7 protein-coding genes are annotated in these 14,219 nt (G+C 66.7%); 4 read left to right on the forward strand and 3 right to left on the reverse strand.

Features of this window, described 5'->3' with window-relative positions; all coding sequences use genetic code 11:
- Nucleotides 1–116: 116 nt before the first annotated feature.
- Entirely contained in the window at nt 117–1,823 is a 1,707-nt protein-coding gene (locus tag NLR35_RS28050; RefSeq protein ID WP_374940868.1) for an outer membrane beta-barrel protein, read from the reverse strand.
- A 183-nt stretch (nt 1,824–2,006) separates the two neighbouring features.
- Between NLR35_RS28050 and NLR35_RS28055 the strand changes: the two genes are divergently transcribed.
- The 3 genes from NLR35_RS28055 (at nt 2,007) to NLR35_RS28065 (ending at nt 4,789) form a co-directional block, all read left to right on the forward strand.
- Nucleotides 2,007–3,008: an SIS domain-containing protein gene (locus tag NLR35_RS28055; protein WP_257169782.1), complete on the forward strand. Its 1,002-nt coding sequence runs from the start codon at nt 2,007–2,009 to the stop codon at nt 3,006–3,008.
- Between the two features lie 133 nt (nt 3,009–3,141).
- A complete protein-coding gene (locus tag NLR35_RS28060; RefSeq protein WP_257169783.1) occupies nt 3,142–3,957 on the forward strand; it encodes an arylamine N-acetyltransferase in 816 nt (271 codons plus the stop codon).
- A 16-nt stretch (nt 3,958–3,973) separates the two neighbouring features.
- Complete coding sequence (locus NLR35_RS28065) at nt 3,974–4,789, forward strand: arylamine N-acetyltransferase (protein ID WP_257169784.1); 816 nt, start codon at nt 3,974–3,976, stop codon at nt 4,787–4,789.
- Nucleotides 4,790–5,964: 1,175 nt separating this feature from the next.
- On the opposite strand, the gene NLR35_RS28070 is transcribed toward NLR35_RS28065, so the two are convergent.
- Together NLR35_RS28070 and gltB are read right to left on the reverse strand one after the other, a co-directional pair.
- Nucleotides 5,965–7,413 (reverse strand): glutamate synthase subunit beta, encoded by a 1,449-nt coding sequence (locus NLR35_RS28070; RefSeq protein WP_257169785.1) that lies wholly within the window; start codon nt 7,411–7,413, stop codon nt 5,965–5,967.
- Nucleotides 7,414–7,730: 317 nt separating this feature from the next.
- Nucleotides 7,731–12,467, reverse strand: a complete 4,737-nt coding sequence (gltB, locus tag NLR35_RS28075; RefSeq protein WP_257169786.1) for a glutamate synthase large subunit — start codon at nt 12,465–12,467, stop codon at nt 7,731–7,733.
- A gap of 560 nt (nt 12,468–13,027) precedes the next feature.
- On the opposite strand from gltB, the gene NLR35_RS28080 reads away from it, so the two are divergent.
- Nucleotides 13,028–14,062, forward strand: a complete 1,035-nt coding sequence (locus NLR35_RS28080) for a hypothetical protein (RefSeq protein WP_257169787.1) — start codon at nt 13,028–13,030, stop codon at nt 14,060–14,062.
- Nucleotides 14,063–14,219: the final 157 nt, after the last annotated feature.

Below are 14,219 nucleotides of genomic sequence, written 5' to 3' on the forward strand. Positions count from 1 at the left end.
TCACCCAACCGAGTTTGCTGCTCTGTCCTACATGCCCTCTCCCGCAAGGGGAGAGGGCGCAGTCATGAGCAGCGCGCCGTTCATTATCTTGCTAGTTAAACGCCCAAACTTGCTGTTTAATTCTGCAGCCTCACTCCCAGCATCACCACCGTGCCCGACGACCCCGCGCCGGCGATGTTCGAATCCAGCCTGTCATAGCGCAGCGTGCCCTTGACCCAGAGGCTGCGCGTCATCTTGTAGACGAGGTTGCCCTCGGCCGAATACGTCCGGTCGTTGCGGCCGTAGCCCTGATAGTCCAGCGTGCCGAAGGTGAACTTGCCGATGCCGGTCAGCCAGCGGCGGAAGTCGTGGTCGACCTGGACGGTGTAGGTGCGCACCAGCACGCCGGAGGCGCCGGCCACCGTCGTTTCCGCGACCTGCGTGTCCGACAAAAAGCGCGCCGTCGTCAGCGGTGTCGCCGACCACACCAGCGAGGCTGACGTCAAAAATCCCTGCAGCCGGTCGAGCCGCGGGTCGGTGTAGCTGCGCGTGGCATAGCCGAGCGAGAGCTCGCCGGTCAGCAGCCGCGTGAACTCGAACGAGGTGCCGGCCTTGGCGTAGCCGCCGGCGGAATCGCGCTGGTAGCCGGAGCGGTCGAACTGCTGGTCGTAGGTGCGGGTGTTGCCCTGCACCTCGGCGAACGGCTTCAGGCCGGGGGTGACCTCGTAGGACACCCGGCCGATGCCGCCGAACTGGTTGTAGTTGCGGTCGTCGTTGGACGTCATCGTGCCGTCGGTCAGCTTGCTCTCTTGATAGCTGGTGCGGTCGGCGGTGGCGCCGGCCGAGATCTGCAGCCGGTTGAAGCGCTGGTCGAAGCCCAGGGTGGTGCCGAGCGTGGTGTAGACCGGATAGCGCGCCAGGCCGGCCTGCACGCTGGGGCTGCCGGGATTGTCGGTCGCGGCGCGCAGGCGGAGCTGGGCGCCGACCGAAGTGTCGCGGCTAACATCCAGGCGGCCGTCGACATGGCCCGTGAAATCGGGGCGGTCGAGCGTGGTCGGCGCTGAATTGATGCCGCCGTCCATGATGGCGGGCAGGGTGCTGCCATAGCCGGTGAACGAGCCGCGCAGGTCGGCGACGAGCGCATGCCGCTCCCAGTTCGACACCGCCAGGAATTCCGGCGCGATCATCCAGGCCGGCATGCCACGCGGCTTCGCAAGGCGCGCCGGGTTGCTGTCATAGCCGGCCGACAGCTCGACCGCGCCCCTGATCAGGAACGGCCCGACATAATCGCCGACCGCGCCGAACGGGTCGTCGTCGACCTTGAGCCGCTTGCGCGGCGGCTGGCCGGGTACCGTGCCGGCCATGGCCGGCGCGACCGGCTGCCGGTTGGCGGAGGCTGAAGGCGGCAACGTGGGGCGCAGCTGCCCTGTCAGCTCACCGGAAGGACGCGTGCCGGGCCCCGGCGCAGGCTTGGGCCGGGCCTGGGCAGGATAGAACTTCGGCTTCTTGCGGGTGCGGTTCAGCGAATCATAGCCGACCTCGGCCGCGCCGCTGGCGGCGGGCACGCCGGGCAGGGGGACGCGGTTGGGGCTGGATGCCGTGCTGGCCGGTGCCGGGTTGGTTGGGACGCCAGGCGTCGGGACGGGGTCTGACAGCCCGCTCACGACCGTCCGCCGCAGCGGCGACTCCTGCGGGGCGAGGAAGCCGTCGCGAACCGGTCGGAGCGCGTCGATGGTCTGCGCCCGAGCCGCGCCGGTGCCGAGGGTACCGAGCAGCAGACACGCGGCGGAGACGCCGCGCCGCATCGCGCGCCTCCTGCGGCCGCTGTCAGGCCTCCACCCCACGATCTGAAAACTCCAACAAAATCATGCATATCGCCAAGCGGCCGTACGCCGCCGGCAAACACCGTCGTTAAGGGAGTAAAAACAAATATGGTTAATGGGCTGTTGATGACGCCTTGCCGCCTTACCCATGCTAAAGAGCGGCGCCTGACTGTCTCAGCCTTGGAATCAGCCTTGGAATCGCGAATGCCGAGATCGAAGCCGTTGACCGAAGCCTCTCCCGCCAACGCGGACATCCAATCGGCGCTGCGCACGCTCGACGCCGGCAGCAACGGCATCGCCGCGATCTCCGCCGCGCTGCGGGGACCGTTGGGGGCGGCCTTCGCCGCAGCCGTCGAGCTGATCCGGCAGGCCAAGGGCCGCGCCATCCTCACCGGGCTCGGCAAGTCCGGCCATGTCGCCCGCAAGATGGCGGCGACCCTGGCCTCGACCGGCACGCCCGCCTTCTTCGTCCATTCCGCCGAGGCCGGCCATGGCGATCTCGGCATGATCACCTCGGACGACGTCGTGATCGCGCTGTCCTGGTCCGGCGAGCAGCCGGAGATGAAGACGCTGGTCAACTACACCAAGCGTTTCGCCATTCCGATGATCGCGATCACCGCGAACGCGCAGTCCTCGCTCGGGCAGGCGGCCCGCATCGTGCTGGAGCTGCCCAAGGCGCGCGAGGCCTGCCCGCATAATCTCGCGCCGACCACCTCGACCCTGATGCAGGCCGCGATCGGCGATGCCTTGGCGATCGCGCTGCTCGAGGGCCGCGGCTTCACCGCGCTCGAATTCGCCAACTTCCATCCGGGCGGCAAGCTCGGCGCCATGCTCAAGCACATCTCCGATTTGATGCGCTCCGGCGACGCCGTCCCATTGAAGCCCTTGGGCACCGGCATGGCCGATGCGCTGGAAGAGATGACCGCCAAGGGCCTCGGCTGCGTCGTGGTCGTCGATGGCCGCGGCCATGTCGCGGGGATCATCACCGACGGCGATCTGCGCCGGAAGATGCGTGCCGATCTCCTGTCCGTCTCGGTCGACGAGATCATGACCGCCAACCCGCGCACCGTCCGACGCGAGGCGCTGGCGTCCGAGGCGCTGGAGATCCTGAACTCCGCGAAGATCACGACGCTGATCGTGACCGACGGCGCGAAGCCCGTCGGCATCCTGCACATGCACGATCTGCTGCGCGCCGGGGTGGCGTGATTTCAATGCCGGATGGTGGTCCGTCATTTCGGGGCGGTGCGACGCCAGTCGCACCGAATCCGGAATCTCGAGGTTCCGGGTTCGCTCGTTTCACTCGCGCCCCGCGACGTGGTGACCGCTGAGAACTGTCCGCATGTCCTCTGAGTTCAATCTCGACAAATATCTCGCCCGCATCGGCTATCGCGGGCTGCTGACGCCCACGTTCGAGACGCTGGCCGGATTGCAGGCAGCGCATGTCGATGCGATCGCGTTCGAGGGGATCGATCCCTTGCTCGGCCGGCCCGTGAACATCGATCTCGCTTCGGTGCAGGCCAAGATCGTCGACGGCCGCCGCGGCGGCTACTGCTTCGAGCAGAACGCGCTGTTGAAGGCGGCGCTGGAGGCGATCGGCTTCGCGGTGACGCCGCTGTCGGCGCGGGTGCGCTGGCGGCTCGACGCGGCCGCGCCGCTGACGCCGCGCACGCATATGATGCTCAAGGTCGACCTGCCGGAGGGGCCGTACATCGCCGATGTCGGCTTCGGCTCCTGCCTGCTCGATACCCCGCTGCGGATGGTGCCTGATCTCGAGCAGGCGACCGCGATGGGCACGTTCCGCCTCACGGTCTCCGACGGGATGTACTGGCTCGCAGCGAAGCAGCCGACGGGCTGGCGCACCATGTATGTGTTCGATCTCGCGCCGCAGATCCACGCCGACTATGTGCTCGGCAACTGGTTCACCTCGACCAGCCCGCTGACGCCGTTCACCTCGATGCTGATCCTGGAGCGGCTGACATCCGAGCTGCGCTACAAGCTGGTCAACCGCCGGCTGGTGGTGGAGGCGCGCGACGGCGAGATCAGGAGCGAGCAGATCATCGAGACGCCCGAGGCGCTGCAGCGGGTCGTGGAAGAGATCTTCGGCGTCACGTTCCCTGTCCACGTCGATCTGGTTTGGGCACGGATCGAGACCTGATCGGGAAGGCGCTGCGATGGCCGATGAGTTTCGACTGGAGTCCTATCTCGCCCGCATCGCCTATCGCGGGCCGCTCGCGCCCGACCTGCCGACGCTCGCGGCGCTCCAGGCGGCGCATGTCGATGCGCTGCCGTTCGAGGCGCTCGATCCGCTGATGGGACGACCGGTCCATGTCGATCTCGCCTCGGTGCAGCAGAAGCTCGTGGGAAGCCGTCGCGGCGGCTATTGCTTCGAGCAGAACGTGCTGTTCCAGGCGGCGCTGGAGGCCATCGGCTTCAAGGTCACCGGCCTCACCGGGCGGGTGCGCTGGCGCTCGGCGCCGACGGATCCCCTCGGGCCGCGCCAGCATATGATGCTGCTCGTCGAGGTCGACGGCCAGCCGCATCTCGTCGATGTCGGCTTCGGCATCTGCATGATGGATGGACCTGTGCGGTTGGAGGCCGGGCCCGAGCAGCCGACGCCGATGGGCACGTTCCGCATCGGCACTTGGAACGGCCTCCATACGATCAGCGCGAAGCAACCGACCGGCTGGCGCATGATGTACGCGTTCGATCTCGCCCCACAGATCCACGCCGACTACGTGCTCGGCAGCTGGTACACGTCGACCAATGCGAACGTGCCTGCCACGCACACGCTGATGATGGAGCGGGTGGAGCCGACCGTGCGGCACAAGCTGGTCAGCCGCCGTTATCAGCGCCAAGCGCGCGATGGCGAGGTGATCGAGGAGCGGACGATCGAGAGTGCCGCCGAGCTCGGCCGGATCATCGACGACGTGTTTCGGGTGACGCCACCTATTCCGGCCGTCGCCCTCTGGGATCGAACAACGGGTTGACGAAGGTATCATGATGCGGTATTCGGTGTTCGTAGAATGAACATCTGTGTCGGCTGATCTACGAAGATCTTCAGCTCGGCATTTGAGGGGAATGCCGGTCCTTCCGTTGGGTTTATCTTAAGGGTCGCACCCTTAGGTTGCGGGAACCTGAGGGGGCTCGCGGCGTCCTGCCGTGGAACAATGGGGATCGTCCAGCATGGCTGACATCGTGGTGCACGCGACGCGATCAATCCTGCTCGAGACAACAGGGCCTGTCTGCGCGCGCCGCAGACAGCCTCATCCAACCTGACATCAGAGCCGCGGACGTGCGGCTCATCCGAGCTGGCCTGACGGCCAGGGACGGGTGGGGGCTTCACGGTTGAAACGTCGACCCTGACGCTTCGACGCTCATCCGATCGATTTGAGACCACGGCCTGACCTGCCACTTCAGGCCGATCGGAGACTCACGTCGAGGAAGCCCCCACCCATTTTTATTCCTGCGATGAATTCTGCAAATTGAAATCGAGCTGCAAGCGACGAGCTCGGTGCGCTCCCCTCCCCCTCGCGGGGAGGGGTCGGGGGTGGGGGTCCACGAGTCCCGCTGGATATGATGAGAGCTGAATCTCTGTCCGCGAGCGGGAAAGCCTGCTGATCACGATAGTCTCACCGCGTCATTGCGAGCGAAGCGGTAACTGCCCAGGTCGCGCAACACCAACGGTGTCGTCCCGGCCTTGAGCCGGGACCCATACTCCGCGGCGGTCGTTTTGGACGCGATGTCAACGGCGCGTCAGCCCAAACCAACAGCCTGTGGTTCTGGGGCCCGGCGCAAGGCCGGGATGACAGCGCAGTTTGCCGCTCCTGCATACGCAATCTCGTATCACGTGAGTGCGCGAACCATCGCTCAAGCGTCATTGCGAGCGAAGCGAAGCAATCCAGAGTCGGGTGCACGGCTCTGGATTGCTTCGTCGCTGCGCTCATCGAAATGACGGAGACTTTTGAGTTGAGTTGAGAAGAAGAGAGGGCGACGGGAGCGACTGCCTGGCGCTTGTTGACGCGTCGGTGAAATCAACGCTGTTCAGCGCCCGGGGACCCCCACCCCCGACCCCTCCCCGCAAGGGGGAGGGGAGCGCACCGGCGTTGGGGTAGGCAGTCGGGCTGCTCAGACCGATCTACGGCACGTCCATTATACGCCGCGCTCAGCGCGGCAGCTCCGTCTTGCCCATCAGGAACTTGTCGACGGCCTGGGCGCACAGGCGGCCTTCGCGGATTGCCCAGACGACCAGCGACTGGCCGCGGCGCATGTCGCCGGCGGAGAACACCTTCGGCACCGAGGTCTGGTAGTCCGACAGATTCGCCTTGACGTTGCCGCGCGGGTCGAGGTCGACGCCGAGGCTCTTGAGCAGGCCCTCATGCACCGGATGCACGAAGCCCATTGCCAGCAGCACCAAGTCGGCATCGAGCACGAACTCGGTGCCCGGGATCGGCTTGAACTGGGCGTCGACGCGCACGCAGTGCAGCTTCTTGACCGCGCCGTTCTCGCCTTCGAACTTCTGCGTCAGCACCGCGAACTCGCGCACCGCGCCTTCGGCCTGGCTCGACGACGTCCGCATCTTCAAGGGCCAGTTCGGCCAGGTCAGCGCCTTGTCCTCGCGCTCCGGGGGCGCCGGCATGATCTCGAGCTGGGTCACGGACAGCGCGCCCTGGCGCAGCGAGGTGCCGATGCAGTCAGAGCCGGTGTCGCCGCCGCCGATGACGACGACGTGCTTGCCGCCGGCGAGAATCTCGGTGGCGTTCACAGGCTCATTGCCGACGCGGCGATTCTGCTGCGGCAGGAAGTCCATGGCGTAGTGGACGCCGGCGAGATCGCGGCCGGGGATCGGCAGGTCGCGCGGCGCTTCCGCGCCGCCGGTCAGCGCCACGGCGTCATAATCCTTCAGCAGCGACTTCGGATCGATCCCGTCCTTGCCGCCGACATGGGCGCCGTAATGGAAGACGACGCCTTCGCCTTCCATCTGCGCGATGCGGCGGTCGATGATCCCCTTCTCCATCTTGAAGTCGGGAATGCCGTAGCGAAGCAGACCGCCGGCCTTGGCGTGCTTCTCATAGACATGCACCTCGTGGCCGGCGCGCGCGAGCTGCTGCGCGGCCGCCAGGCCCGCGGGGCCGGCGCCGACGATCGCGACCTTCTTGCCGGTCTTGACCGCGGCCGGCTCGGGCTTGATCCAGCCCTGCTCGAACGCCTTGTCGACGATCGCGCATTCGATCGTCTTGATGGTCACCGGATTGTCGTCGATGTTCAGCGTGCACGACGCCTCGCACGGGGCGGGGCAGATGCGGCCGGTGAACTCCGGGAAGTTGTTGGTCGAGTGCAGGTTGCGCGACGCCTCTTCCCAGTTGCCGTTGTAGATCAGGTCATTCCAGTCCGGGATCTGGTTGTTGACCGGGCAGCCGGGCGTGCCCGGCGCGGCCGAGCCGGTGCCGTGGCAATAGGGAATGCCGCAATTCATGCAGCGCGCCGCCTGGTCGCGCAGCTCCTTCTCGGAGAGCGGCACCACGAACTCGTTGAAGTTCTTCAGCCGTTCGGCAACCGGCGCATACTTGCGATCGTGCCGCTCGATTTCGAGAAAACCTGTGACCTTGCCCATGACCTACGACGTCCCTGACTGCTCGGGCCTCATGGTTCGAGACGGCGCTTTCGCGCCTCCTCACCATGAGGATCTAGTTTCCTGCTTCTCCTCACCCTGAGGAGCGGCGTCTACGCCGCGTCTCGAAGGGTGAGGCCTCGACCTCGGCCTCATGGTTCGAGACGGTGCTTCGCACCTCCTCATCATGAGGGTTTTGCTCCGTCCTTCTCCTCACCCTGAGGAGCGGCGCTTGCGCCGCGTCTCGAAGGGCGAGGCCCCGCTCTCGGCCTCATGGTTCGAGACGGCGCTGACGCGCCTCCTCACCATGAGGGTCGACATCAAGCCCCGATCGCGATTTTCGGCTCGGCGTCGGCGTTGGCCGCCATTTCCTTCAGGGCGCGGCGGTACTCGACCGGCATGACCTTGCGGAACTTCGGCGCGAACTCCTTCCAGTTCGCCAGGATGTCGGCGGCGCGCTTGGAGCCGGTGGCCTTGGCGTGACGCGAGATCAGGACGTGCAGGCGCTCGACGTCGGACGCCAGCAGGTTCTTGAACACGTCGACGCGGCCATGCGCCTCGAGATCGCCCATCTGGTGATAGGTGTCCTCGGCGATCATCTCCTCCGACAGCACCGGTTCGAGCTCGACCATCGCCATGTTGCAATGCTTGTCGAAGTCGCCGGCCTCGTCGAGCACATAGGCGACGCCGCCCGACATGCCCGCGGCGAAGTTGCGCCCGGTCTTGCCGAGCACGACGACGATGCCGCCGGTCATGTATTCGCAGCAATGATCGCCCGCGCCCTCGACGACCGCGACGGCGCCGGAGTTACGCACCGCGAAGCGCTCGCCGGCGATGCCGCGGAAGAAGCACTCGCCGGAGATGGCGCCGTACATCACGGTGTTGCCGACGATGATCGAGTCCTCCGGCACGATGCCGGAGTTGCGCGGCGGCTTGACGATGATGCGGCCGCCCGACAGGCCCTTGCCGACATAGTCGTTGCCCTCGCCCTCGAGCTCGAAGGTGACGCCGTTGGCGAGCCAGGCACCGAACGCCTGGCCGGCGGTGCCCTTCAGGCTGACATGGATGGTGTCCTGCGGCAGGCCGGCATGGCCGTAGATCTTGGCCACCGCGCCGGAGAGCATCGCGCCCGCCGAACGGTCGGTGTTGTTGATCTCGGCCTCGATCTTGACCGGCGCGCCGCGGTCGAGCGCGGGCTTGGCCTGCTCGATCAGTCTGCGGTCGAGCACGGCCTCGAGGTGATGGTCCTGCGTCTCGGCGTGATGGATCTTCTGGCCCGGCTCCGCCTTCTGCTTCACGAACAGCTTCGAGAAGTCGAGGCCCCGCGCCTTCCAATGCGCCACCAGCTTGGACTGGTCGAGCATCTGCACCTGGCCGACCATCTCGTTGAAGCTGCGATAGCCGAGCGCCGCCATGATCTCGCGGACCTCCTCGGCGACGAAGAAGAAGTAGTTGATGACGTGCTCGGGCTGGCCGGTGAAGCGCTTGCGCAGCACCGGGTCCTGGGTGGCGACGCCCACGGGACAGGTGTTGAGGTGGCACTTGCGCATCATGATGCAGCCGGCCGCGATCAACGGGGCCGTCGCGAAGCCGAACTCGTCCGCGCCGAGCAGGGCGCCGATGACGACGTCACGCCCGGTGCGGAAGCCGCCGTCGACCTGGACCACGATGCGGCTGCGCAGCCGCTCGCGCACCAGCGTCTGGTGCGTTTCGGCGAGGCCGATCTCCCACGGCGAGCCCGCATGCTTGATCGAGGTGAGGGGAGAGGCACCGGTGCCGCCCTCATAGCCCGCGATCGTGACATGGTCGGCGCGCGCCTTGGCGACGCCGGCCGCGACGGTGCCGACGCCGATCTCGGAGACCAGCTTGACCGAGACCTGACCGTCGGGATTGACGTTCTTCAGGTCGTAGATCAGCTGCGCGAGGTCCTCGATCGAGTAGATGTCATGGTGCGGCGGCGGCGAGATCAGGCCGACGCCGGGGGTCGAGTGGCGCACCTTGGCGATGGTGGCGTCGACCTTGTGGCCGGGCAGCTGGCCGCCTTCGCCGGGCTTAGCGCCCTGCGCCATCTTGATCTGCATCATGTCGGAGTTGACGAGATACTCCGTCGTCACGCCGAACCGGCCGGAGGCGACCTGCTTGATCGCCGAGCGCATGGAGTCGCCGTTCGGCAGCGGCTTGAAGCGGTCGGCTTCCTCGCCGCCTTCGCCGGTGTTCGACTTGCCGCCGATCCGGTTCATGGCGATCGCGAGCGTCGTATGCGCCTCGCGCGAGATCGAGCCGAAGCTCATTGCACCCGTGGCGAAACGCTTGACGATCTCCTTGGCCGGCTCGACCTCGTCGAGCGGGACAGGCTTGCGCTTGTCGTCCTCGGCCGACCTGATCCGGAACAGGCCGCGCAGGGTCAAGAGCCGCTCCGACTGCTCGTTGAGCAGCTTGGCGAACGCCTGGTAACGATCCTTGGAATTGCCGCGCACCGCGTGCTGCAGGGTCGAGACCGACTCCGCCGTCCAGGCATGGTCCTCGCCGCGGGTGCGGAAGGCATATTCGCCGCCGACGTCGAGCGCGGTCTTGTAGACCAGCGCGTCACCGAACGCGTCGCGATGACGGCGCGTGGTTTCCTCGGCGATCTCGGCGAGGCCGACGCCTTCGATGCGGGTGTGCGTTCCGTAGAAGAACTTCTGCACGAACTCAGCCTTCAGGCCGACCGCGTCGAAGATCTGCGCGCCGCAATACGACTGGTAGGTCGAGATGCCCATCTTCGACATGACCTTGAGAAGGCCCTTGCCGATCGACTTGATGTAGCGCTTGACGACCTCGTAGTCGCTCAGCGCGCCCGGCAGCTTGTCCTTCAGCGCGATGATGGTCTCGAACGCGAGATACGGGTTGATCGCCTCGGCGCCATAACCCGCGAGACACGCGAAGTGATGCACCTCGCGCGGCTCGCCGCTCTCGACGACCAGGCCGACCGACGTGCGCAGGCCGGTGCGGATCAGATGGTGATGCACGGCGGCGCAGGCGAGCAGCGACGGGATCGGAATCCGGTCGCCCGAGACCATGCGGTCGGACAGGATGATGATGTTGACGCCCTCGCGGACCGCAGCTTCCGCGCGGCCGCAGAGATCCTCCAGCACCTGCTCGAAGCCGGCGGCGCCGAGGCTCGCGTCGAACGTGGTGTCGAGCGTGCGCGAGACGAAGTGGCTGTCGGAGACCTCCGAGATCGAGCGGATCTTCTCGAGGTCCGCGTCGGTTAGGATCGGCTGATGCACTTCGAGCCGCTTGGTCGAGGCGACGCCTTCGAGGTCGAACAGGTTCGGACGCGGGCCGATGATCGAGACCAGGCTCATCACCAGCTCCTCGCGGATCGGATCGATCGGCGGGTTGGTGACCTGGGCGAAGTTCTGCTTGAAGTAGGTGAACAGGAGCTTGGGCTTGTCCGACAGCGCCGAGATCGGCGCGTCGTTGCCCATCGAGCCCATCGCTTCCTCGCCGGTCGCAGCCATCGGCGTCATCAGGAGGCTGATGTCCTCCTGGCTGTAGCCGAACGCCTGCTGCCGATCGAGCAGCGGCAGGTTGGTGCGCGCGCCCTTGGTCGGCGCGTCCGGCAGCTTCTCGACCTGGATCTGCGTGCGTCCCAGCCACTCGGTGTAGGGATGGCTGGCGGCGAGCTGCGCCTTGATCTCGTCGTCCGGAATCAACCGGCCCTGCTCGAGGTCGACCAGCAGCATCTTGCCCGGCTGCAGCCGCCACTTGGTGACGATCTGGTCCTCCGGAATCTTCAGGACGCCCATTTCGGACGCCATCACGATGCGGTCGTCCTTGGTCACGAGATAGCGCGCCGGCCGCAGGCCGTTGCGGTCGAGCGTGGCGCCGATCTGGCGGCCGTCGGTGAAGGCGATCGCGGCGGGGCCGTCCCACGGCTCCATCAGGGCGGCGTGATATTCGTAGAACGAGCGGCGCTCCTCCGTCATGAGCGGATTGCCGGCCCACGCCTCCGGGATCATCATCATGACCGCGTGCGGCAGCGAGTAGCCGCCTTGCACCAGGAATTCGAGCGCGTTGTCGAAGCAGGCGGTGTCGGACTGGCCTTCATACGAGATGGGCCAGAGCCGGCTGATGTCCTTGCCGAACAGCTCCGAGGACACCGAGGCCTGGCGCGCCGCCATCCAGTTGACGTTGCCGCGCAGCGTATTGATCTCGCCGTTATGCGCGATCATCCGGTACGGATGCGCCAGCGACCAGGTCGGGAAAGTGTTGGTCGAGAAGCGCTGATGCACCAGTGCCAGCGCGCTCTCAAAGTCCGGCTCGTGCAGATCGGCGTAGTACTTGCCGAGCTGGTCGGCCAGGAACATGCCCTTGTAGATCACGGTCCGGCACGACATCGAGCAGGGGTAATAGCCCGACATGCCGCGGTCGCGGCGCTGGTAGATCGCCTGCGAGATCGACTTGCGGAGGATGTAGAGCTTGCGCTCGAACTCGTCCTCGGTCTTGGCGGCGCCGTTGCGGCCGATGAACACCTGCATGCTGCGCGGCTCGGTCGGCTTGACCGTCACGCCCAGCGAGGAGTTGTCGGTCGGCACGTCGCGCCAGCCGAGCAGCACCAGGCCCTCGTCCTCGATCTGGTCGGCGATGATGCTCTTGATGACGTTCCGCCAGGAATCGTCGCGCGGCATGAACAGCGCGCCGATGGCGTATTCGCCGGGCGCGGGCAGGGTGAAGCCGAGCTCCTTCGCCTTGCGCGAGAAGAAGGCGTGCGGAATCTGCACCAGGATGCCGGCGCCGTCGCCGAAGCGCGGGTCGGCGCCTACGGCGCCTCGGTGCTCGAGGTTGCACAGGATGTTCAGCGCGTCGGCGACGATCTGGTGCGACTTCTGGCCCTTGATGTTGGCGATGAAGCCGACGCCGCAGGAATCCTTCTCCTGCGAGGGGTCGTAGAGGCCTTCAGCTTCCGGGCGCCACGTATGCAGCTCGCGGGTGATCTCGGCCGGTTTTTCGTGCGAATCCACAGCCAGCACCGCGCCGCCCAAAATTCCGTGCTCGACCTTCGATCCGCTCATATCCGTCCCCATCAGTTATTGGTCAGGGCCTTCACCACAGTCCGGTACACAGTCCGGCGCACCCCGGGCGCTGCGCGGGCTCCTCTCCGGAACCAACGCTCGTCCTTCTCAGCGAGCCGCATTTGCAGAGTTCAGGCCAGTCGCCGGGGGGCAGGGCCCCCTCTGGACGACCGCGGCCTGGTCATGTCGCAGCGCCCATGTCGCAACGTCACCGGGCGCGGCAACATCATTGCAAAGTCTCGGTCACCTTTGCAACGAAATTTTAGACAGCATTTCTGTCCTAAACCGCAAGATGCCAAAGTTTAACCTATCACACAAGCGCACCGGAGTCCCTGGTTCCGAGGCGTTCAGGACGGCATTCCCCCGGCAAATCTCCCGTTTCTCTGTCCATCCAACGAACCGCCCGGGCCGGCCGATCACGCGATGCGCGCGATTTCGCAACATGGCGCCCCGATCCCGCCCACACTCCGACCCAGGACCGCCGGAATCGCGGCAGACGTTCTGCGGCACTTGAAGAAGCGAACAGCTTCACGTGCGGGGGCATGCAGGAGCTTTGAGCCATGAAGTTGCTAGTTGGAGCCGTCTCGGCCTCGTTGATCGCAGCCTTTGCCGCGCAGGCCGAGCCGCTGCCGGGTGTGCGCGGACCGTACACGGCGGTCTCCGATTTCGATGCGCCTTATTCCGAGGCGCCGCCGGCCGTCGTGCCCGCACCGCCGCCACGCTATGGCTACGGGCCAGGGCCTGACTACGGCTATCGCGAGCCACGCTACGCGCCGCCGGCGCCGGTGTATCGCCAGGACGGCTACCGCGAAGGCTATCGGCAGGACGGCGACCAACAGGACTATGGCTATGCGCCGGCGTTCCTGCCGGTGCATGAGGTCTATGCCATCCTGCGCGACAACGGCTTCTCGCCGCTCGGCGCGCCGCGGCAGCGCGGCAATGTCTATGTCGTCGCGGTGCTGGATCGACAGGGCGAGGACGGCAAGCTGGTCGTCGACGCCCGCTCCGGCCGCATCCTCCGCTTCGTGCCGGCGTTCCAGTCGGGCGACGACTACGAACGCATGCGCTACGAGCCCGCCCCGCTCGGTGGCCTCGACCGCCTGCCGCCGCCGACCGTGATCCGCGCCGATCCGCGGCTGGTGCCGCCGGCCCCGGTCTCCCCGCGGATGGCGAATGCCATGCCGGCCCCACTGCCGAAAGCGCCGACGCCGGCGGCTCGACCGGTGGCCCCGGCGCCGCAGACGGCCGCGCTCAACCCCAAGCCTGCCGAGGCAGCCAAGCCGGCCGCGCCCAGGCCCGCTGACGTCAAGCCGGCCGAGGCGAAGCCCGCCGATGTGAAGCCGCAAGAGGCCAAGTCGTCTGACGCCAAGCCATCGGAGCCGAAGGCAACCGAGGCGAAGGCAGCGGATGCCAAGCCGTCGGATGCCAAGCCGTCGGGCGCTCAGGTCTCCGACGTGAAGCCATCGGACGCGAAGCCGGTCCAGTCGGCCGCGGCCGCGCCGCAGACGACCGGCTCCGTGACCCCGCCGGTGGCGAAGCCTGTGCCCCAGATCCTGCCGACGGCAAAGATGCCGCCGGCCCAGGGTCTGGATTGACGATTGCGAGCAGTCGCTGTCGCCCCCACAGCTGTCATCGCCCGGCTTGACCGGGCGATTCAGTAATCACCGGCATCTCGGTTCATCACCACCGTCTCGGCGTACTGGATGCCCGCCTGCGCGGGCATGACAGCGTGCTTGGAGTGGCTGCAATCGC

The organism is Bradyrhizobium sp. SRS-191, assembly GCF_024586915.1.
Taxonomy (GTDB): domain Bacteria; phylum Pseudomonadota; class Alphaproteobacteria; order Rhizobiales; family Xanthobacteraceae; genus Bradyrhizobium.